The following is a 20,223-nucleotide window of genomic DNA, read 5'->3' on the forward strand; positions in this document are numbered from 1 at the left end:
AACGAAAGGAAAGCAACCACAGGAATGCGACAGCACAAGCGACGAAGAGCACCTTCATCAGACCGTCTTATGGCTCCCGCGCCGCATCGGATGGCATCTCACGCGGGGCCGCCGCACGGGCCAGACGGTCATTGATGGCCTCACCCAACCCTTGCATCGGCACACGCATACAGGCGATCCCGCGCAGACCCCTTCGCTTCCCCTCGGTATCCAGGGTTCTCAATCCTGAAAACAGGCGCGTCGCACCCTCGATCACATCTCCGGCCGCGCTCAGATTCCACACCAGCCCCGCCCCGGGCAAAGGCGGCCCAAAAGCCAGCAACGCCTCATCAGCGGCAACCGACACCGCATCAAGCCGCACGGCCAGGGAAGGCGCATAATGAGAACGCATCATACCGGGAGAGAGCAACACTTGTCCTTTGCTTCCTTCCGGCCCTCCTTCCGGAGCGGACATAACCGTCACATCCCCGATCACCTCCCGCAATGCATCGCGGGACACCCCGCCCGGACGCAACAGCAGTGCTGAAGGACCGCTGAGATCAATCACGGTCGACTCAACCCCCACCATGCAATCCGGCCCTTCCAGTACGGCGTCGATACGCCCGGCCAGCCCCTCCATGACATGATCACGGCTGGTGGGAGAAACCCGTCCCGACCGGTTCGCGGACGGCGCTGCCACCGGGCACCCTGCCGCCACCAGCATCCGGCGGGCCAGATCGAGACCGGGCACACGCAATGCCAGCGTCTCCTGCCCGGCACTGGCCAGCAGGCTCACAGGGCTGTCCGGCTTCCGTCGCAACACCATGGTAAGCGGCCCCGGCCAGAATGCAGCCGCCAAGGCCCACGCCCTGTCATCTGCGATACCATGGGTAAAAGCGGATTCCGCATGCGGCAGGTGGCAGATCAGCGGATTGAAACGCGGCCGATCCTTGGCGGCAAAAATCCGCGCCACGGCATCGGCACAGGTCGCATCAGCCCCCAGACCCCAGACCGTTTCGGTCGGAAACGCCACCAGCGCCCCCTGACGCAACAGTCTGCCCGCCTCCTCAGGCTCTGTCAGCAAGGCGGTGGTGAAGGGCAAAGTGTCAGCCATGCGCGCCAGTACAGATGAAATGCGGATTTTCCCATCCCGGCTTGCCATAGCCGAGCATCTGGCCATCAAAAGTGAGAACCGACCCTCCGGCAGCCTCCAGAACCGCCTGCGGTGCGGCCGTATCCCATTCCATCGTGCGGCCCAGACGCGGATACAGATCAGCCTCGCCTTCCGCCAGACGGCAGAATTTGGCCGCCGAGCCGATATTACTGAGGGCTGCAACCTTGCGCTGACCAAGGAACTCGGCCAGACGCGGATCGTCGGCATAATGGCGGGAAGCCATGACGGTCAGCCCTTCCGCCGGTGGTGTGCGAACATGGATCGGCCTTTCACCATCAGCATCCCGCTTCCATGCGCCCTGTCCGGAAATGCCCAGAAACAGCTCCCCGTAAGCAGGCAGCGCCACGGCTCCCAGAACGGGTCGGCCATGACGGATCAGGCCGACATTAACCGTGAAATCCCTTGTTCCGGCGGTAAATTCCCGGGTGCCATCCAGCGGATCGACCAGCCAGAACGTATCGGCGGGGGCGGTCATCAGACCCGCTGCGACCTCTTCCTCCGCCACCACCGGCCATTGGGGCGTGGCGGCTCGCAGCCCGGCAAGGATCGCCTTTTCCGCTGCATGATCGGCCTCGGTGACCGGGCTGTGATCTGATTTATGGATCACGTCGAACCCGCGGGAGCGGATCGTCATGATAATCGAGGCCGCCTGCTGTGCCAGTTCAGCCGCCAGGGCCAGTGCTTCAATGTCATTCATGCGCTTATCATGCGGTGTATCGCACCAGAGTAAAAGCGCCAGAGTAAAAGTGGTGGAATAACTTTCTCCCTCTTGCCCTTTCGATCCGATGGTATCCCGTCTCTCATCAACAGGGCATGACGGCCCCGCGGTGCAGGCCGTTTTCATCCGCAGCCAATCTGCTTTAGCGTCAGAGCCATCTGACTGCTTATCCGTTCCGGAACGGCGTTCCCGTCCCGATCCAAGTCTGTGGGAGCCTGCATGCTCGATATCGCTTTTGCCAAAGCTGCCCTGCCCAAAAACGGGGCACTGGTTCTGTTTCTTGCACCCGATGAAACACCATCGGGACTTGTCGAAGCAGCGGACAAGGCTACGGGCGGGGCCATTACCCGCGCAATCTCTATCGCCAGTTTCAAGGCAGAGCATGGCAAAAGCCTCAATCTGCTTGCCCCCGGCGCCGGCCTGTCCCGCATTGTGCTGATCGGTCTGGGCAAGGATGTACCGACCCAGACATCTCTGGAAGAAGCCGGTGGCGCCGCATGGCCCGCCATTGCGAAGGAAAACACGGCCGCCATTGCCGCCCCCACCCTCTCCAAAGAACAGATTGCGTTCATCGCGCATGGGGCCACGTTGCGGTCCTACCGCTTCGATCGCTATCGAACTGATGAAAAAGCGGATGCCAAGCCGACACTGACCAAACTGACCGTTCTGACCACCGATCCTGCCAGCACCCGCGCCGCTCTGGCCCCGCTGCGCGCCATTGCCGAAGGCGTGTTCCTGACCCGCGATCTGGTGAGCGAACCCGCCAACGTGCTCTATCCGGCGGAATTCGCGGAGCGCTGCCGCAAGCTGACTACACTCGGTCTGAAAGTCGAAATCCTTGGACCGAAGGAACTGGCCAAACTCGGCTTCGGCGCCCTGCTCGGTGTTGCTCAGGGCAGCGAACGCGAAGCCCGTGTGGTGACAATGCATTGGAATGGGGCCGGGACCCGTAGCAAGGAAAAGCCGGTCTGTTTCATCGGCAAGGGCGTTACCTTCGATACGGGCGGGATCAGCATCAAGCCAGCCGCCGGTATGGAAGACATGAAATGGGATATGGGCGGGGCCGGGACTGTGACCGGGCTGATGGCCGCCCTCGCTGCCCGCAAGGCGAAGGTCAATGCGATCGGGATTATCGGGCTGGTGGAAAACATGCCCTCCGGCACCGCGCAGCGTCCGGGCGATGTAGTCACCAGCTATTCCGGCCAGACCATCGAGGTTATCAACACCGATGCGGAAGGCCGCCTCGTACTGGCGGATGTGCTGTGGTACGCCCAGCAGAAATACGATCCGCGGGTAATGATCGACCTCGCCACGCTGACCGGCGCGATCATTATCGGTCTCGGCCATGAATATGCCGGGCTGTTCAGCAATGATGACGCACTGGCCGAGCAGATCGCCAAAGCCGGTGGAGCAACCGGTGAGAAAGTGTGGCGGATGCCGATGCATCCCGCTTATGACCGTCAGATCCGCTCCGACATCGCCGATGTGAAGAATGTGGGGGGTCGTCCGGCAGGCTCCATCACCGCCGCCCAGTTCCTGCAACGCTTCGTCAACGGCAAGCCATGGGCGCATCTGGACATCGCCGGGATGGCATGGCTGACTCACGATACCAGCCTCGCGGAAAAAGGCGCTGCCGGCTATGGCGTGCGCCTGCTCGACCGTCTGGTCGCCGAGTATTACGAAGGCTAATGACGGAAATCGGCTTCTATCACCTGACGCGGACAGGGCCTGAACAGGCCCTGCCGCAACTATTGGGCCGCACTCTGGCAGCAGGCGAGAGAGCCATGGTGCTGTGCGGCGGGCCGGAGCGGGTGGCAGCATTGGACACCACGCTCTGGCTCTGCCCTAATCCGGACTGGCTTCCCCACGGCACCGCCCGCAGCGGCGATGCAGCCCTTCAGCCGATCTGGCTGACTGCACAGGATGAAGCCGCCCCCAACGGCGCCCACTTCCTGTTCCTGATCGACGGCACTACCAGCGAGCGACTGCACGATTATACCCGTGTGTTCGATCTGTTCGACGGAAGCAACGAAGACGCCGTCGCAGCCGCTCGCCTGCGCTGGAAACAGGCGCAAAGCGCTGGCCACATCCTCACCTACTGGCAGCAGGGGCCACGGGGGTGGGAGAAGAAACGGTAAGGCGCACCTCAGCTCTTTTTTCGTTCAGCGCTGGCCACGATACTGTTACATTTCCCGGCCGAAATAGCTTTTATAGGTAAAAAATCCGTTGAAATTTTGTTTGTTTCTTTAGGATTTTTCATTGCTAAACTGCAATGAAAAATCCTTCAGTAGAATGAAATATGTCAAATCCTCAAGTTATATATGCAAACAATACCACATTCCACTTTGGAAACAGCCAATCGTACATTGTGTATGGTTCAGGCAATCTTCTGGAAGTTTTGATAACATATCCATATCTGGTAGCAATGAAAATATTTATTTAGGAAATTCTAATACAGCAGGTATTTGGGGTGACAATAATTCTGTTTCTAGTGGAAAAAATGAAAAAATTGTTCTTTCTGGAAAAAACAATAATCTAGATTCTGTTGGACCAATTAGCACTGTTAATATTTCTGGTGATAATTTCCACGCAAACGCATCTTCGCTTGTTTCTATCCTTGTGGATAATAACAGCCACGGTTCCATATATGGAAATAATGATAATATTTCAGCTGGATCAGGCAGTTCTGTAGATATTTCCGGCAATAAAAACACTATTCAATTAGGGGATTCATCAACATCCAGAATATGGGGCGATAATGAAACTGTTGTTGGTGGAAATAAAGATACTGTTTCTGTAGCCGGAAACAATGAAAATATTTATCTCAAGAACTCCAGCATTGCTGGCATATGGGGCAACAATAACACTGTTACAGCAGGGACAGACAACCAACTTGTCCTCTCTGGAGATGGAAGCCATCTGAACACAATTGGCTCAGGAAGTACAGTAAATTTAATTGGAAACAATTTTTCTGCTTCTGCCTCGGCAAATGTTTCAATCCTTGTAGGCAATAATAGCAGCGGAAATATCTCTGCAACCAATGCCAGCATTTCAACAGGGTCAGGCGATACCACTAATATATCAGGGAATAATAACACTATACAAAGTGGGAGTTCAAATTCTACAAATATTTCAGGAAACAATAACAATATTACTGCTTCATCAGGAGATACGCTGAATATAACTGGCAACAGCAATCTTCTAACAGGCAGCAATACAACAGTAAATATTCAGAATAGTGACGCAAATAATGCTTCAGCTGATACCGCAAAAGGCAATGACCAGCAGGCACTGCTATGGAATACAGCGGCGCAGCTTGCACTTCGCATAGCCGCTCAGGATCCGGCGAACCGGACAGATTTGACGACCCGCATCAAGGTTGGTGACCATGTAACAGATGTCACCGTCTATGCGAACCCGGACCTCAGCATGATTGGGGCGGGTAATAAATTTCATGATATTGGTACTAATGCATGGGACATTGTGGAATTAGTAGGTGTTGCTGCCATTAATATTGCAGCCATTGCTTTTCCAGTTGTTATGCCCGCCGCTATTGCGGTTGACCTTGCAGAGGCGGGGAAAGAATTTTCGAATGGGAATGTTTTAGGGGGGTTTCTTAATCTCGCCACAGCCGCAGCGGGTGGCCTCGGGGCATATGCTGACGGGTTAGGAAGCGCAACGGGCATTTCCTCCGAAACCTTCAAAGGGGCATCGAATGTTATTTATACGGCCTCGCAGGCGGTTGGTGGCGTGTATGGTGCTGTTCAGGGGGCTGAAAACGGTGATGCAGGCGGGACACTGGGCAGCATTCTGATGTCCGCCGCTACCATCGCAAGCGGGACAAGCCTTGCATCTTCCGACGCCAGTTCCCAGGCATTTTATGCAAAGATAGCGTCCGGCCTGAATATGTTATCAGCAGGGACAAGTCTTTCAACAGCGTTTGCAAATGGGGAAATCACCACCGGTCTGGTCCAGAGCTTATCCCTTGTTCTAACAAACATGGCCAATAATTACGCTAACTATCGGGCAGCATCGCAATATGCGCTTCAGGTCGCTCAGATTACCCCCGGCATGTTGGGTAGGCCAGAGCATATTCCTTTTGTTGGAGGAGCTGGGGATTCTAGTATTTCTGGTCTTATAAAAGGATATGAAGATCATTATCAACATTATCACCCGAATGCAGATGTAAAGTATTTTACTTGGGATCAAAGTCTAGAACTGGCAGCTTGGGCCAAAAATTCTGGTGGAACTGCAACAATCATAGCACACAGTTACGGTGGATCGACCGCAGCCTCTGTCGTGGCAAGTGGAATACACGTCAATACTCTCGTTACTATTGATCCTGTAGGGTATTACACACCAGATTTTACAAAAATTACCGAAAATTCTCAAAAATGGTATGATTTCAATTCATCAAATAGTGGCATTAATATACCAAACGTTATTGCAGGCGTAGGGGGGGGCTTGGAATAACGAACCCTTAGGACATGCTACCTCTGTTATACCTATTAATCTTGACCATGGATCTATTGCTGTTCCCTTGATCCAAAATCTTTTAAATTTTTCTTGAGAATGCAGCATATGAATACCCTAAAAATGATAATAAGCAGCCTCTTGCTTCTGTTTATATCGGCATGTGCGCATGCCCCCAGTGATGTGACACTATCATCTGTTACAATTGTTGATAGAAGTAATTTTCCACCATTTCAAAGCGTTCCCAAAGAAGTCCGTGATTTAATTGGAAATACTGCATTAATGGCTGAATTTACTACAAAATATAATATGAATCAAAATACATCAGATGGAACGATAGTAAAATTTTGCGATCAAATTTATGGAAATGAAATTCTTTCTTATTCAAGCAACTATAAAATCACTCCGATTCGAGAAAATTCGTTTCTTTATTCAAAGAATATTTATAAATATTTATTTTTTATTGATTTATCTTTTTATTTAAAAAATAAACCTGATGATGATTTTAAAAAATTATATGATTTAAGAAAAGATGCTCGCGATGTTTGCTTTTATATCATAGTCTACACCATGCCATTTTCTGGAAAATCAAACATAGTCCGTATTCCTCGCTCCATGATTGAAGCGGCTTTCAAAAATGGCGTTCAACCACTGCCACCCCAAGTGAAAGGTAAAACACCCGACTAGGCTCTTATCTTACGCCCGATAAGCTTTCGCGCATGACCGAATCATGTGCATCCCCATGATGCAAAGCAGGCCGGGATGCACGTAGATTTCAAATCAAGGATAAAAACACTTTAACCCTCTCTCACAGCGTCCCGGTAAAACTGTACGCTGTGATCGACATGCCTTCCCGGAAATAAAAACGGTGTGCCCGGATACGCTGCACACCGGAATCGAGATCGAGTGCCTGACAACCCCTCTGCCGCGCCCGCTGCCGTAACCAGTCGAGCAAGGCCTCACCATGGCCACAGGAGCGGCTGGCTTCATCCGTCACCAGATCATCCACGTAAAACCGAAAACCGCGATAGGTGGTCAGGTAACACCGGTACACCGTCACCGCCCTGACGATACCGCCTTCCACCAGGATGGCCATCTCTGCGCCCTGCGCGATCATTGCCCGCATATGCCCCACATAAGGATCGGGAATCGCAGGGCGTAGCTGACGATGCACCGTCTCGGCAGCATCCAGCCATGAAGCGGCCTGTTCCTCCGGCAGATCGGTCACCGGGACAATCAGACGCCCCGTGCTGTCAGTCATGGCATTCTCATTTTCATTCCGACAGGCCGAGGCCACCCAGCCAGTGACGCAGCCAGCCCTGCCGTTTCGTCTCCGTGCGGGCCGCATGGAGAATGGTCCGCACCTGATCAATCGCCTCCGGCAGATGGGTGTTCACCACGACATAGGGGAACTCTCCTACATGGGCAATCTCATCCCGTGCCGCAGCCATACGCTGGGCGATGATATCCGGCGCATCGCCCCGCCCCTCCAGCCGGCTGGCGAGGTCGTCCAGCGAGGGTGGCAGCACGAAAATACCCACCACATCGCCCGGTAATGCGGAGCGGAGCTGGTGATAGCCCTGCCAGTCCACATCGAACAGGACATCGCTGCCCTCCGACAGGGCCTTCTGCACCGGACCGCGCGGCGTGCCATAGCTGCGCCCGAACACACGCGCATATTCCAGCAGCTGGCCCTCTGCGGCCATCGCATCGAACTCTTCCTGCGTGCGGAAATAGTAATGCACGCCCTCCTGTTCTCCGGCACGGGGAGCCCGGGTTGTCACGCTGACAGAAAGACGCAGACCGGGATCTTCCGCCAGCAGAGCACGGGTGATGGAGCTTTTGCCCGCTCCGGAAGGTGCCGCCACCACCAGACACAGCCCCCTGCGCCCCGTTTCAGGCAGTGGACGCATCATGCCCCCTGCCCCCGCAAGGCGGCATGGCAAATGGTTTGACGGGGTATAGTCTGGCTGAAATCGATTCGTACGGTCGGGCTGGGCACCATCTGAGTTCGTCTCCCCTCGCGCGCCGTATACCAGCGGGGGCAGGCAATGGGCCAGCGTGACAAACAGAGAATACGTCAAAAGGGGCAGATCGCCGCCCATCATCTGGCTCAGGAAGGGGCTATTGTTATCACCGGCGCCTCCAGCGGGATCGGCACGGCACTCGCCATTCTCTGCGCCTTTCCCGGCGCGCGCCTGTATCTGAACGGGCGGGATCCACAGAGGCTGGAGGCAACCGCTCAGCAATGCCGTGATCAGGGGGCGCAAGTGCACTGCTTCAATGCCGATGTCCGGGATGAAGCCGCCATGGCTGGCTGGATCGAGAGCATAGCTGCCCGTGGAGACCGGTTGGGAACGCTGATCGCCAATGCAGGCATCTCCCCCGCCATGAGCGGAGCGGCAACAGGGAGCGGTCTGGAAACACCCACCATCACCCGCGCTGTGTTCGAAACCAATGTCACCGGCATGCTGAACAGCGTCCTGCCCGCCATGACCCTGATGCAGGGGCAGGCCGCCATTGATGGCGCTCTACGTGGCCGGATCGCGGTGATCGCCTCCATCGCCGGGCTGGCACCCCTTCCCTATGCGCCCAGCTATTCCGCCAGCAAGGCCGCTGCACAAAGTTGGGCCACCGCCGCCGCCTCCCGTGCGTGGAAAGACGGGATCAGGCTCAGCGCCATCTGTCCGGGATTTATCCGCACCCCGATGACCGATAAAAACCGCTTCCGGATGCCGTTTCTGATGGAGCCCGAGGAAGGAGCGTCCCGGATCCTTTTTGCGATTGCACAGGGGAAAATACGCTACGCCTTCCCATGGCAGATGGCAGCCATGGCACGTCTGACCGCCCTGCTGCCCCCCGCGCTCACGGCACGGCTGATGCCTCAATAGAACCCCTCAGGGTCAGCGGCTTTTTTTGCCGTCCCGCCATTTGCGCACATTGGCCTCATGCTGGCCGAGATCGCGTGCGAAATTGTGCCCTCCATTTCCATCGGCAACGAAATAGAGATCGTCACTGTGCAGCGGATGGAGCACGGCTTCCAGCGCCGCCTGCCCGGGATTGCCAATCGGGCCGGGCGGCAGACCATGGATGCGGTAGGTGTTGTATGGCTCGTCAAAAGCCAGATCGGCATGGGACAAAGACCGCTCCAGCTGACCGCTGCCACCGCTGGCGGCATAGACCAGCGTGCTGTCCGCCTGAAGCCGCATCCCATGTTTCAAACGGTTGAGAAAAACCGCCGCCACATGCGGGCGTTCCTGGGGACGGGCCGTTTCCCGTTCCACGATACTGGCCAGAATCACCGCTTGCTCCGGACTGGTCAAACCGATGGAGCGATCCCGTCCCTGCCATGCTTTCTCAAGCCAGTGACGGCTGGCCTCGGTCGCCCGCTCCACGATCTGCTGACGTGTGGCCCCCCGTTCGAAAGCGTAGGTCTGCGGCAGAAGGCTTCCCTCCGGCGGTACCGGCGTATCGCCGGTCAGCACGGGATCACGGGACAGAATCTCGGCCACCCGGAATGCGGTAATGCCTTCAGGCAACGTAATCGTATGCTGCACAGGCCGTGCCGTACGCAGGATATGCAGCACGGTCATCACCGAGGCGTGAGCCGGAAATTCGAACTCCGCCGCGTGCAAGGTACCAGCCCCCTGCCACCGCGTGATCTCGACCGTGGCACGGAACAACAGAGGAGAGTCGATGATACCCGCCTGATGCAGTGCCTGCGTCACATGAACCAGACCACCACGCGGGACGATAACGATGGTACGGGCTTCGGAAGGGCCATCAGCATAGGCCGTCAGCCAACCATAACCGGCAATCCCACCCAGAACAGCAAGAAAAGCCGCCACACCGCCCCCCAACCACCACCGCCAGTGACGGTGCTTTGCAAGAGGAGAAGGCGGCATTGCCTGGTCAGGCGGAGATGGAGCGCCAGCTGCGGATGTATCATCCCCGTCCGATTTTGAACGTGCCTCACCGCTCACCGGTTGGGGTGAGGCTTCATCCATGACAGGGTCATTGGTGTCATCTCCAGCCCCACCATGCGTGGAAGCGGCCTCCGTATCGGCGGAAGGCCGCACCAGGCCGTGGCGGCGTACAGCCTGATCGTCTCCGTTCTGCGCGCGGGCACCATCGCCTGCGGAGAGCGGCTTATGATCAGACGGCGCGGAAGATGATGCTGGCGTTGGTTCCACCGAAACCGAAACTGTTGGAGAGCGCAGCTTTCACAGGACGGCGCTGGGCCTCAAGGGCCACACGATCGATCACGCTTTCGCGGCTTGGCGTGTGCAGATTGAGGGTCGGCGGCACCACGCCATCCCGGATGGCGAGGATGGAGAACACGGCCTCAATCGCGCCTGCTGCACCCAGCAGATGCCCGGTGGCGGATTTGGTGGAGGACATGGCCACTGTACGCGCCGCATCCCCGAAGAAACGCTCGACCGCATCCAGTTCCAGGTCATCGCCCAATGGTGTGGAGGTGCCATGCGCATTGACGTACTGAATATCGGCAGGCGTCATGCCGCCATTGCGGAACGCGGCCTTCATCGCCCGGAATGCGCCATCATGGCCCTCTGCCGGGGCTGTGATGTGATGCGCATCACCCGACAGGCCATAGCCGGACACTTCCGCATAGATTTTCGCGCCGCGCTTTTTCGCGTGTTCATATTCCTCGAGCACCAGCACGCCGGAGCCTTCCCCCATGACAAAGCCGTCACGGTCCTTGTCCCACGGGCGGGATGCCTCGGTCGGGGTTTCGTTGAAGCCGGTGGAGAGCGCGCGGGAGGCACAGAACCCGGCTATGCCGAGTTCACACACCGCCGCTTCCGCACCACCCGCAACCATCACATCGGCATCCCCGATGGCAATCAGCCGGGCAGCATCGCCAATGGCATGAACACCGGTGGCGCAGGCCGTGACGGCGGAATGATTCGGTCCCTTGAAACCATATTTGATCGACAGATGGCCCGAGGCGAGATTGATCAGCGCGGCAGGAATGAAGAAGGGCGAGATACGCGCCGCCTTGCCTTCATAAATCTTGACGGAGGTCTCGTAAATTGTCTGAAGGCCACCGATACCGGAACCGATCATCACGCCGGTACGTTCACGGCCTTCCTGATCGTCCTCGCCGGGCATCCAGCCGGAATCCTCGACCGCCTGCGTGGCGGCGACCAGGCCCAGATGGATGAAGCGATCCATCTTCTTCTGATCCTTGACCGGAATCCATTCGGCCAGATCCAGGCTGCCTTCGGCTTTGGTACCGACAGGCACCTCCCCCGCGATGCGAGCGGGCAGCGCCGATGCATCGAAAGACTGGATTGCGCCGATGCCGGATTCCCCGGCAATCAGGCGCTTCCAGACGTGTTCGACACCAAGCCCGAGTGGGCTGACAATCCCCATGCCGGTAACGACGACACGGCGTCCACGGCTGTTAGCAGAGTCGGAAATGCTCATCCCGCTCGATCCTGGTGTCTTGTGCGTCAAACTTGGAAAAGAGGGCCGGGCCGAAGCCTCAGGCCGCCTTCTGCTTTTCGATATATTCGACCGCGTCCTTGACGGTGCTGATCTTCTCAGCCGCGTCTTCCGGGATTTCCACCCCGAACGCTTCTTCGAACGCCATCACCAGCTCGACCGTATCGAGGCTGTCGGCACCCAGATCGTCGATGAACGACGCTTCGGGGGTCACCTTGGACTCCTCGACGCCCAGGTGCTCGACGACGATCTTCTTCACCTTGTCGGCGACTTCGCTCATCGGATCTCTATCTCCTGCTTGCAGCATGCTTGCTGTGGCCTGATCCGGCTTCCCTGTCTGGTCCACCGGACATTATCCCCAAAGATGTTTCGCCACCCGGCCTTTTTCGAATCCTGCCCGAAACCGGGCAGAACGAGGCCTGATGGACGATGACCCAAAGGCCGGAACATTCCGGCCATCAGGCTGACGGCTGCGCGATAGCATGGTTTTTCGCACACCGCCACCATCCTGCCATAGTTCAGATCATCGCCATACCGCCATTTACATGCAGTGTGGCACCGGTGACCCATCCGGCTTCGTCAGAGGCCAGATAGACCACGGACGATGCGATATCCTCCGGCTGCCCCATGCGGCCCAGAGGAATAGAGTGCAACAGCTTTTCACGGCTGGTTTCGGGAAGAACATCGGTCATCGCGGTTTCCACAAAACCGGGGGCCACGACATTCACCGTGACGCCGCGTGAACCGACTTCCTGGGCCAGAGCCTTGCTCATACCCACCAGCCCTGCCTTTGCTGCCGCATAATTCGACTGTCCCGCATTGCCGGTTGCACCGACAACCGAGGAAATCTGGATGATCCGGCCGGCCCGGCGGCGCAGCATCCCCTTCAGCGCAGCCCGTGCCAGACGGAAAGGCGCGGTGAGATCGACATCCAGAACCGTCTGCCAGTCCTCATCCTTCATACGCAGGGCCAGCATATCGCGGGTCAGACCTGCGTTATTGACCAGAATGTGAAGCGGGCCGGCCGCTTCCTCCGCCGCTGCAACCAGCCCTTCCGCCGCTGCGGGATCGGACAGATCGGCAGTCACGATATAAGCGCGCTCGCCCAGAGAGTCCGCCAGCGACTCGAGAGCAGGGCGGCGTGTGCCGGACAGAACCACGCTCGCACCCTGCGCATGCAGGGCACGGGCGATGGCAGCTCCGATCCCGCCAGAAGCCCCGGTTACCAGAGCCACTTTACCATCCAGCCGGAACATCGGCGTTTCCCCTCATCTCTTTATGCGTTGTCCGGTACGGAACCGGCCCCCGCCGGGGATTCCGCCCGCAACCAGTTTGGCCCCGTCACCAGTTTGGCCCGTCAAAACGTCTTCAGCAGCGCCTCGATCTCTGCCGGGGTTCCGGCAGACAGGGTCGTCGCATCCGGCGCAATCCGTCTGACCAGACCACCCAGAACCTTGCCTGCGCCAAGCTCGACAAACGTATCGACGCCGAGTTCCAGCATCGTTGCCACGCATTCCCGCCATCGCACGGTGCCGGTCACCTGCCGCACCAGCAGATCGCGCAGTTCCGCAGGGTCCGTGGCCTTGGCCGCCGTGACATTGGCGATCACCGGCACCAACGGCGCATGCAACGGATGCTCCGCCAGAGCCTGCGCCATCACATCCGCAGCCGGCGCCATCAACGCCGAATGGAACGGAGCAGAGACCGGCAGCAGCACAGCCCGCTTCACCCCCCGCGCACGGGCCACTTCGATCGCCCGGTCAATCGCACCGCGATGACCTGAAATCACGACCTGGCCGCCGCCATTATCGTTGGCGGGCTGGATCATCTCCTGTCGACCTGTCTCGGGATCGCTGGCGGCTTCCTCACAGATTGAGGCCGCCTGATCCATATCGACACCGATCAACGCCGCCATGCCGCCCTCCCCGGGCGGTACCGCATTCTGCATCGCCTGACCGCGCACCCGCAGAAGCAACGCCGCTTCAGCCACGGACAGCGCATTGGCGGCACACAGGGCGGAGTATTCACCCAGAGAATGCCCGGCCACCACCGCAGCCCTGGCAGGCAGGATGAAGCCGCCTTCCTTTTCCAGCACGCGCAGTACGGCCATCGACATAGCCATCAGGGCGGGTTGGGTGTTTTCAGTGAGGGTCAGATCCTCGGCAGGACCATCGAACATCAGGCGGGACAGTTTCTGATCCAGCGTGTCATCCACCTCCTCGAACACTTCACGAGCGATGGAGAACGCATCGGCCAGATCGCGGCCCATGCCGACGAACTGGCTGCCCTGACCTGGAAACAAAAAGGCGCGAACGGTCATTCGACGCAATCATTCCGAACTGTTGGAGGAACGCCGCGTAACTTTCACACGCCGATAAGTCAATGCCGGGCACTCCAAGCCCGACCAGCTTGCCCCGGATCGGAGCCAGACAGATGGCGGACAGACTGCCATGTGCTGCGATCCTGCCTCCGCTGCGCGGTTTTTCCTTGAAACGAAACGGGTTTCGTGATGTTACCCCGCCCTTCCCTGCCGGGGCGACGGCATCGTCCCGGCTATGCCCACATGGAGGGTCCGGTTTTCCGGGGCTCCCCTGCATGGACCATACCGGTCGGGGCCGAACAGCCAGAGGGGGAATGAAATGCCGCTTTACGAGAGCGTGCTGATTGCACGTAACGATGTGACCCAGCAACAGGTCGAAAGCGTTGCCGACCACGTTGCGTCCCTGATCGAGGCCGAAGGCGGCGCGATCAAGAAGCGTGAATACTGGGGTCTGCGCACACTGGCCTACCGGATCAAGAAAAACCGGAAGGGCCATTACATGCTGCTGGGCCTGGACGCGAAGCCCGCCACGATCACGGAAGTCGAGCGTCAGCTGCGCCTGAACGAAGACGTTCTGCGCTTCATGACCATCCGCGTCGAGGAAATCGACGACGTTCCGTCCGTGATCCTGTCCCGCAAGTCCGATGACCGCGAACGCGGTTTCCGCGGCCCGAAGCCGCCCGGCCGTTTCGAGTCGGGTCGCAAGCGTGGCTATGACGACCGCGAGGAATTCCGCGCCCGCCCCGGCAGCGACGATGACGACCGCGGTCTGGATCAGGAGTAAGCTGATATGTCCGATACCCAGGATGTGAACCCCGCCACCCGCCGCGCTGCGGTCGGTGCGCGTCGCCCCTTCTATCGTCGCCGCAAGTCCTGCCCGTTCAGCGGCCCGAACGCGCCGAAGATCGATTACAAGGACGTGCGCCTGCTGAGCCGCTTCCTGTCCGAGCGCGGCAAGATCGTGCCGAGCCGCATCACCGCCGTTTCGGCCAAGAAGCAGCGTGAACTGGCGCAGGCTATCAAGCGCGCCCGCTTCCTCGCCCTTCTGCCCTATATCCTGACCTGAGGAGGGACCCATGGCTGCTGTTGAACTGATCCTGCTGCAGCGGGTCGAAAAGCTGGGCCAGATGGGTGATCTGGTCCGCGTGAAACCCGGCTATGCCCGTAACTTCCTGCTGCCTGGCGGCCGCGCCATCCGCGCGACCAAGGCGAATATGGAGCGCTTCGAACAGCAGCGCGCCCAGCTGGAAGCCCAGAACCTGAAGCGCCGCGAAGAAGCCGAGCGCATCGCCGAACGCGTGAGCGGCCTGTCGGTCGTCATCATCCGTCAGGCGGGCGAATCCGGCGGCCTGTATGGCTCCGTCAGCAGCCGCGACATCGCGGTTGCCGTCACGGAATCCGGCCTGAGCGTGAACCGTCAGCAGATCCAGCTTGATCAGCCGATCAAGATGCTGGGCCTGACCGATGTGCGCGTCGTGCTGCATCCGGAAGTCGTGCTGCCGGTGACGGTCAACGTCGCCCGCAGTGTCGAGGAAGCCGAACGTCAGGCACGTGGCGAGGCTGTCGGCCTTGCCGCCGAGGAAGCCGCCGCTGCCGCGGAAGCCGCCCTGATTGAGGTTGCGGACGAAGAAGAGGTCGAGATCTCCGCCTAAGCGGTGATCCCGAGACCATGAATGAAGGCGCGGCACCGGTTTCGGTCCGCGCCTTTTTTCTGTTTCGTTTCAAAGAGATAACCAGTCCTATCCAAGTTATCCCCGTTATTAGCATTCTTCCACAGCGACGGGCGCGCCAGCCTGTCTTATGATCGCCGGTGATGAATACTCTGGTGACCACATCCCCGTCCGAACCCGCGCTGCTCGGCCTGTCGCAACGGCTGCCGCCCTCCAACCATCAGGCGGAACAGGCGCTGCTGGGTGCCTTGCTGACCAACAACAAAGCCTATGAACGGGTCAGCGAATTTCTGGCGCCCGAGCATTTTGCCGACCCGATTCATGGCCGTCTGTATCACTCTATCGCCCGCCGGATCGAAACCGGACAGTTGGCGGATGCCATCACGCTGAAGGCGGAATACGAGCATTCCGGCCTGCTGGATCCGGTCGGCGGCAGCGCCTATCTGGGCAAGCTGATGAGTGCCATGGTCGGCATCATTAATGCCGGGGAATACGGCCGCGCCATCCATGATGCCTGGCTGCGCCGCCAGCTGATCGACCTTGGCGAGCACGTGGTGAACCGTGCTTTCGGGGCGGCTGACGATGCCGCACAGGCTCTGTCTGCACGTGAACAGCTGGAAACCGCCGAGCAGACCCTGTTCGATCTGGCCGAGCGTGGCGGCAGTGAAGGCGGATTCGTCAGCTTTGAAGTCGCACTGACCGCCGCCATTGCCGGGGCTGAACGGTCCTTCAGAACACCGGGCGGTGTGTCCGGCCTGTCTACTGGCCTGCGTGATCTGGACAAGCGCAGCGGCGGTCTGCACCCCTCTGACCTGCTGATCCTCGCTGGTCGTCCCGGTATGGGAAAAACCGCGCTGGCAACGAAAATCGCCTTCGGCGCAGCCCGCTCCCTGCTGCTCGAAGCCCGGGAGAAAGACCCCAATGCGGTGCCGTCCGGCACAGTGGCTATTTTCTCCCTCGAAATGAGTGCGGAGCAGCTTGCCACCCGTCTCCTCTCCGAAGAGGCCCGCATCTCCGGCGATCGCATCAGGCGTGGCGATATCGGGCAGCGCGATTTTGACCGCTTCGTGGAAGTCAGCCGGGAACTGGCGGTTATGCCGCTCTATATTGACGATACTCCGGCCATCACGCTCTCCGCCCTGCGCACACGCTGCCGCCGGTTGAAACGGACCAAGGGGCTGGCGCTGATCGTGGTCGACTATCTTCAGCTGATGCGCCCCGCCGCCGGCACACGCCCCGAAAGCCGCGTGCTGGAAATCAGCCAGATCACGCAGGGGCTGAAGGCCATCGCCAAGGAACTGGCCGTGCCGGTCATCGCCCTGTCCCAGCTTTCCCGCGCCGTTGAAAGCCGGGAAGACAAGCGCCCCCAGCTTTCCGATTTGCGCGAATCGGGATCGATCGAGCAGGACGCCGACTGCGTGATGTTCGTGTATCGCGACGAATATTACCTGCAACAGCGCATGCCGAAGGATATCGCCTTCGAGAATGATGACAAATTCCACTCGGCCATGGAGAAATGGACACAGGATATGGAGTCCGCACACAATAAGGCCGAACTCTACATCGCGAAGCAGCGTCATGGGCCGACCGGAAAAATCGATCTGTTCTTCGAGGCTGAGTTTACTCGCTTCGGCGATCTCGATGTCGTCCATGGCGAGGACATCTGACGATACCGGGCCTTACGAAATGCCCCTGACAGGAGCGGGGACATCCTCTGGTCCGGTTGATATTTTACCTTCCTCTCAGGATAAGGCGCACCAGAACGGGCCGGGTGTTGCACGGCTGGAGATCGATCTGGAGGCCATTGCCTCCAACTGGCGCTTTCTGCATACGACCCATGGTACGAATCGCATCACCGGGGCCGTGGTCAAGGCGGACGGGTACGGACTGGGGGCCGACGTCATTGCTCAACGTCTGGTGCAGGAGGGATGCACTCACATTTTCGTGGCCCATCCGCAGGAAGCCCTGACGCTTCGTCCGCTGATCCCATCCGCCACATTGATCGTGCTGAATGGTCTGTGGCCCGGATGGGAAGCTGTTTATGCGGATCAGGGGCTGATCCCGGCGCTTGGCTCCCTCGCTGAAATTGAGGCATGGCGGCAGGAGGCAGGCCGCCGCGAACAGGCCCTGCCCGCCTTCCTGCATGTTGATACCGGCATCAACCGGCTGGGGCTGGACCCGCAGGAACGTGACCGGCTTGCCGAACGGCCCGAGCTGCTGGATGGCATTACGTTACGGGCCATCATGACCCATCTGATCAGCGCGGAAATTCCCGACCATGACAGCAATACGCTTCAGCGCCAGCGTTTTGCTGCCGCGTGCAGCCGCCTGCCGCCTGCCCCGCGCAGCATCGCCAATTCCTCCGGTATTTTTCTGGGGCCAGATTTTGCCAGCGACATCGCCCGGCCCGGTGCCGCGCTGTACGGCATCAACCCGCTTCCCGGCCGCCCGAACCCGATGCGCCCCGTGTTGCGGCTCTCTGCAAGAGTGCTTCAGATCAGACCGGTCGAAGCTGGGGAGATCGTGGGTTATAATGGTATCTGGGTCGCCCAGCGCCCCTCCCGGATCGCGGTGTGTTCAGTCGGATATGCGGATGGCTTCCAGCGTGCCCTGAGCAGCCGGGCAGAAGCCGCTTTTGACGGAACACGCATTCCACTGGTAGGCCGTGTCTCCATGGACCTGACGACCTACGACGTCACTGACGATCCCCGCATCACGGTAGGCTCCTGGCTGGAGCTTATCGGCCCGGAAGTATCCCCCGATGAAGTCGCCGCACGCGCCAGCACGAACGGGTATGAGGTGCTGACCTCCCTCGGGCGGCGCTACGAGCGAATTTACCGGCCTTTGACCCCATGATCCTCAGCCCGCTTGCATGGCTGGGCAGGGGCTTTTTCTCGGCCTGTGCCAGCACGGGCCGGATGGGCGTGTTCGGTCTCACCGCTCTATCGCATCTGCTGCGACCGCCTTTTTACGGGCGTATGTTTTTACGGGCATTGGTGGAAATCGGCTATTTCAGCCTGCCCGTCGTGGCACTGACCGCCATTTTCACCGGGATGGTGCTGGCGCTGCAATCCTATACCGGCTTTGCCCGTTTCTCGGCCGAAAGCGCCATTGCATCTCTTGTCTCGCTCTCCGTCACACGGGAACTGGGACCGGTGCTGGCCGGGCTGATGGTCGCCGGGCGCGTCGGCGCAGCCATGGCGGCGGAGCTGGGCACGATGCGCGTGACCGACCAGATCGACGCGCTGAGCACCTTGTCCACTCATCCGATGAAATATCTGGTCGCGCCGAGACTGCTGGCAGGCACCATCGCCCTGCCGTTGCTGGTCATCATTGCCGATATTCTGGGCGTGATGGGCGGATGGCTGGTGGCCTCAATCAAGCTGGGTTTCAATTCGCATACCTATCTGGCCAATACCATCGCCTCCATTCACATGGATGATGTCATGTCCGGCCTGACGAAAGCTGCCGTATTCGGATTTCTGATTGCCCTTCAGGGCTGCTACCATGGCTATAACAGCCGTGGTGGTGCTCAGGGGGTCGGCTCGGCCACGACATCCGCCGTGGTGACCGCCTCCGTTCTGATCCTGGCATTCGATTACGTCCTGACCGAATTGTTTTTCTCACGATGAGCGCACCCTCCATCCGCATCACCGGGCTGCGCAAGACGTTCGGCGAGCGCCGGATTCTTGATGGCATCGATCTGGATGTTCCAGCCGGTACCTCCATGGTCGTGATCGGCGGCTCCGGCTCCGGCAAATCAGTGCTGCTGAAATGCATTCTAGGCCTGATCGAGCCGGATGAGGGAAAAATCGAGTTCGACGGACGCGACATTCTCACTATGCCTGCCGATGAACGGGCCGCGCAGCGGCAACGGATCGGTATGCTGTTCCAGAACGGCGCATTGTTCGACAGCCTGCCGGTCTGGGAAAACGTGACCTTCGGTTTGCTCGCTCGTCACCGTATCTCCCGCTCAGAGGCGAAGGAGATCGCAACCCGATACCTGGCCAAAGTAGGACTCAGCGCAGAGATCGGGCGCATGTCTCCGGCTGAATTGTCCGGCGGCATGCAGAAACGGGTTGCTCTGGCCCGTGCCATCGCCATGCAGCCGGATATCCTGTTTTTTGATGAACCGACGACCGGCCTTGATCCCATCATGGGTGCGGTGATCGACGGGCTGATCGTTGAATGCGTCACCGCCGGCCAGTCAGGTGGCAGCACGGCCATTGCCATCACCCACGATATGGCCAGCGCAAGACGGATCGGCCACGAAGCGGCCATGCTGTTTCAGGGCCGCATCGTCTGGACCGGCAAGGCCAACAGGCTGATGGACAGCGACAACCCCTATGTCGATCAGTTCACCCATGGCCGACGCGAAGGCCCGATCCAGATGCAGCTGCGTCATTAGGAAATAATGCAG

At 59.0% G+C, this 20,223-nt stretch carries 21 protein-coding genes; 12 read left to right on the plus strand and 9 right to left on the minus strand.

Translation table 11 applies throughout. The annotated features are described in order from the left end of the window. Nucleotides 1–67 precede the first annotated feature (67 nt). Together GbCGDNIH6_RS10935 and cysQ are read right to left on the minus strand one after the other, a co-directional pair. Complete coding sequence (locus tag GbCGDNIH6_RS10935; RefSeq protein ID WP_072563933.1) at nt 68–1,093, minus strand: L-threonylcarbamoyladenylate synthase; 1,026 nt, start codon at nt 1,091–1,093, stop codon at nt 68–70. Further along, nucleotides 1,086–1,850 carry a 3'(2'),5'-bisphosphate nucleotidase CysQ gene (gene cysQ, locus GbCGDNIH6_RS10940; protein ID WP_072563936.1) on the minus strand — a complete coding sequence of 255 codons (765 nt, stop codon included), beginning with the start codon at nt 1,848–1,850 and terminating at the stop codon, nt 1,086–1,088. The genes GbCGDNIH6_RS10935 and cysQ overlap by 8 nt, the downstream gene beginning before the upstream one ends. A gap of 240 nt (nt 1,851–2,090) precedes the next feature. Here cysQ and GbCGDNIH6_RS10945 point away from each other — a divergent pair, with 240 nt between their 5' ends. From GbCGDNIH6_RS10945 to GbCGDNIH6_RS10960, 4 genes are all read left to right on the plus strand, one after another. Beyond that, a complete protein-coding gene (locus tag GbCGDNIH6_RS10945) occupies nt 2,091–3,560 on the plus strand; it encodes a leucyl aminopeptidase (protein ID WP_072564558.1) in 1,470 nt (489 codons plus the stop codon). Beyond that, a complete protein-coding gene (locus tag GbCGDNIH6_RS10950; RefSeq protein WP_072563938.1) occupies nt 3,560–4,009 on the plus strand; it encodes a DNA polymerase III subunit chi in 450 nt (149 codons plus the stop codon). Before GbCGDNIH6_RS10945 ends, GbCGDNIH6_RS10950 begins: the two co-directional genes overlap by 1 nt. 154 nt (nt 4,010–4,163) lie before the next feature. Beyond that, the gene (locus tag GbCGDNIH6_RS12515; RefSeq protein ID WP_157692425.1) at nt 4,164–6,344 is read left to right on the plus strand and encodes a beta strand repeat-containing protein; all 2,181 of its coding nucleotides are present in this window, start codon (nt 4,164–4,166) and stop codon (nt 6,342–6,344) included. Nucleotides 6,345–6,452: 108 nt separating this feature from the next. Then, nucleotides 6,453–7,031, plus strand: a complete 579-nt coding sequence (locus GbCGDNIH6_RS10960) for a hypothetical protein (RefSeq protein ID WP_157692426.1) — start codon at nt 6,453–6,455, stop codon at nt 7,029–7,031. A gap of 121 nt (nt 7,032–7,152) precedes the next feature. Here the strand turns inward: GbCGDNIH6_RS10960 and GbCGDNIH6_RS10965 are convergent, their stop codons facing one another. Both GbCGDNIH6_RS10965 and gmk read right to left on the minus strand, forming a co-directional pair. Continuing rightward, a complete protein-coding gene (locus GbCGDNIH6_RS10965) occupies nt 7,153–7,605 on the minus strand; it encodes a GNAT family N-acetyltransferase (protein ID WP_072564559.1) in 453 nt (150 codons plus the stop codon). A 13-nt stretch (nt 7,606–7,618) separates the two neighbouring features. Beyond that, nucleotides 7,619–8,260 carry a guanylate kinase gene (gene gmk / locus GbCGDNIH6_RS10970; RefSeq protein ID WP_011632905.1) on the minus strand — a complete coding sequence of 214 codons (642 nt, stop codon included), beginning with the start codon at nt 8,258–8,260 and terminating at the stop codon, nt 7,619–7,621. Nucleotides 8,261–8,395: 135 nt separating this feature from the next. Between gmk and GbCGDNIH6_RS10975 the strand changes: the two genes are divergently transcribed. Beyond that, complete coding sequence (locus GbCGDNIH6_RS10975) at nt 8,396–9,235, plus strand: SDR family NAD(P)-dependent oxidoreductase (RefSeq protein WP_081370113.1); 840 nt, start codon at nt 8,396–8,398, stop codon at nt 9,233–9,235. Between the two features lie 12 nt (nt 9,236–9,247). On the opposite strand, the gene mltG is transcribed toward GbCGDNIH6_RS10975, so the two are convergent. The 5 genes from mltG to fabD form a co-directional block, all read right to left on the minus strand. Then, nucleotides 9,248–10,537, minus strand: a complete 1,290-nt coding sequence (mltG, locus tag GbCGDNIH6_RS10980) for an endolytic transglycosylase MltG (protein WP_081370114.1) — start codon at nt 10,535–10,537, stop codon at nt 9,248–9,250. Beyond that, nucleotides 10,500–11,795: a beta-ketoacyl-ACP synthase II gene (fabF, locus tag GbCGDNIH6_RS10985; protein WP_072563943.1), complete on the minus strand. Its 1,296-nt coding sequence runs from the start codon at nt 11,793–11,795 to the stop codon at nt 10,500–10,502. Before fabF ends, mltG begins: the two co-directional genes overlap by 38 nt. A gap of 58 nt (nt 11,796–11,853) precedes the next feature. Further along, nucleotides 11,854–12,093 carry an acyl carrier protein gene (locus GbCGDNIH6_RS10990; protein WP_011632909.1) on the minus strand — a complete coding sequence of 80 codons (240 nt, stop codon included), beginning with the start codon at nt 12,091–12,093 and terminating at the stop codon, nt 11,854–11,856. Between the two features lie 238 nt (nt 12,094–12,331). Then, nucleotides 12,332–13,069, minus strand: coding sequence for a 3-oxoacyl-[acyl-carrier-protein] reductase (gene fabG / locus GbCGDNIH6_RS10995; RefSeq protein ID WP_072563945.1), 738 nt, complete (start codon nt 13,067–13,069; stop codon nt 12,332–12,334). A gap of 101 nt (nt 13,070–13,170) precedes the next feature. Next, complete coding sequence (gene fabD / locus GbCGDNIH6_RS11000) at nt 13,171–14,133, minus strand: ACP S-malonyltransferase (RefSeq protein WP_072563947.1); 963 nt, start codon at nt 14,131–14,133, stop codon at nt 13,171–13,173. 319 nt (nt 14,134–14,452) lie between these two features. Between fabD and rpsF the strand changes: the two genes are divergently transcribed. The 7 genes from rpsF to GbCGDNIH6_RS11035 all read left to right on the plus strand — a co-directional run bounded on the left by rpsF (nt 14,453) and on the right by GbCGDNIH6_RS11035 (nt 20,211). Beyond that, the gene (gene rpsF / locus GbCGDNIH6_RS11005; protein ID WP_072563949.1) at nt 14,453–14,917 is read left to right on the plus strand and encodes a 30S ribosomal protein S6; all 465 of its coding nucleotides are present in this window, start codon (nt 14,453–14,455) and stop codon (nt 14,915–14,917) included. Between the two features lie 6 nt (nt 14,918–14,923). Next, entirely contained in the window at nt 14,924–15,199 is a 276-nt protein-coding gene (gene rpsR / locus GbCGDNIH6_RS11010) for a 30S ribosomal protein S18 (protein ID WP_011632915.1), read from the plus strand. A 10-nt stretch (nt 15,200–15,209) separates the two neighbouring features. Beyond that, nucleotides 15,210–15,785 carry a 50S ribosomal protein L9 gene (rplI, locus tag GbCGDNIH6_RS11015; RefSeq protein ID WP_072563951.1) on the plus strand — a complete coding sequence of 192 codons (576 nt, stop codon included), beginning with the start codon at nt 15,210–15,212 and terminating at the stop codon, nt 15,783–15,785. A gap of 161 nt (nt 15,786–15,946) precedes the next feature. Beyond that, nucleotides 15,947–17,470, plus strand: a complete 1,524-nt coding sequence (locus tag GbCGDNIH6_RS11020; protein WP_072563953.1) for a replicative DNA helicase — start codon at nt 15,947–15,949, stop codon at nt 17,468–17,470. Next, nucleotides 17,454–18,659 (plus strand): alanine racemase, encoded by a 1,206-nt coding sequence (alr, locus tag GbCGDNIH6_RS11025; protein WP_232449819.1) that lies wholly within the window; start codon nt 17,454–17,456, stop codon nt 18,657–18,659. Before GbCGDNIH6_RS11020 ends, alr begins: the two co-directional genes overlap by 17 nt. Next, nucleotides 18,656–19,435, plus strand: a complete 780-nt coding sequence (locus GbCGDNIH6_RS11030) for an MlaE family ABC transporter permease (protein ID WP_072563955.1) — start codon at nt 18,656–18,658, stop codon at nt 19,433–19,435. The genes alr and GbCGDNIH6_RS11030 overlap by 4 nt, the downstream gene beginning before the upstream one ends. Beyond that, nucleotides 19,432–20,211, plus strand: coding sequence for an ABC transporter ATP-binding protein (locus tag GbCGDNIH6_RS11035; RefSeq protein WP_072563958.1), 780 nt, complete (start codon nt 19,432–19,434; stop codon nt 20,209–20,211). The genes GbCGDNIH6_RS11030 and GbCGDNIH6_RS11035 overlap by 4 nt, the downstream gene beginning before the upstream one ends. Nucleotides 20,212–20,223: the final 12 nt, after the last annotated feature.

It is taken from the genome of Granulibacter bethesdensis (genome assembly GCF_001889525.1).
GTDB lineage: Bacteria > Pseudomonadota > Alphaproteobacteria > Acetobacterales > Acetobacteraceae > Granulibacter > Granulibacter bethesdensis_C.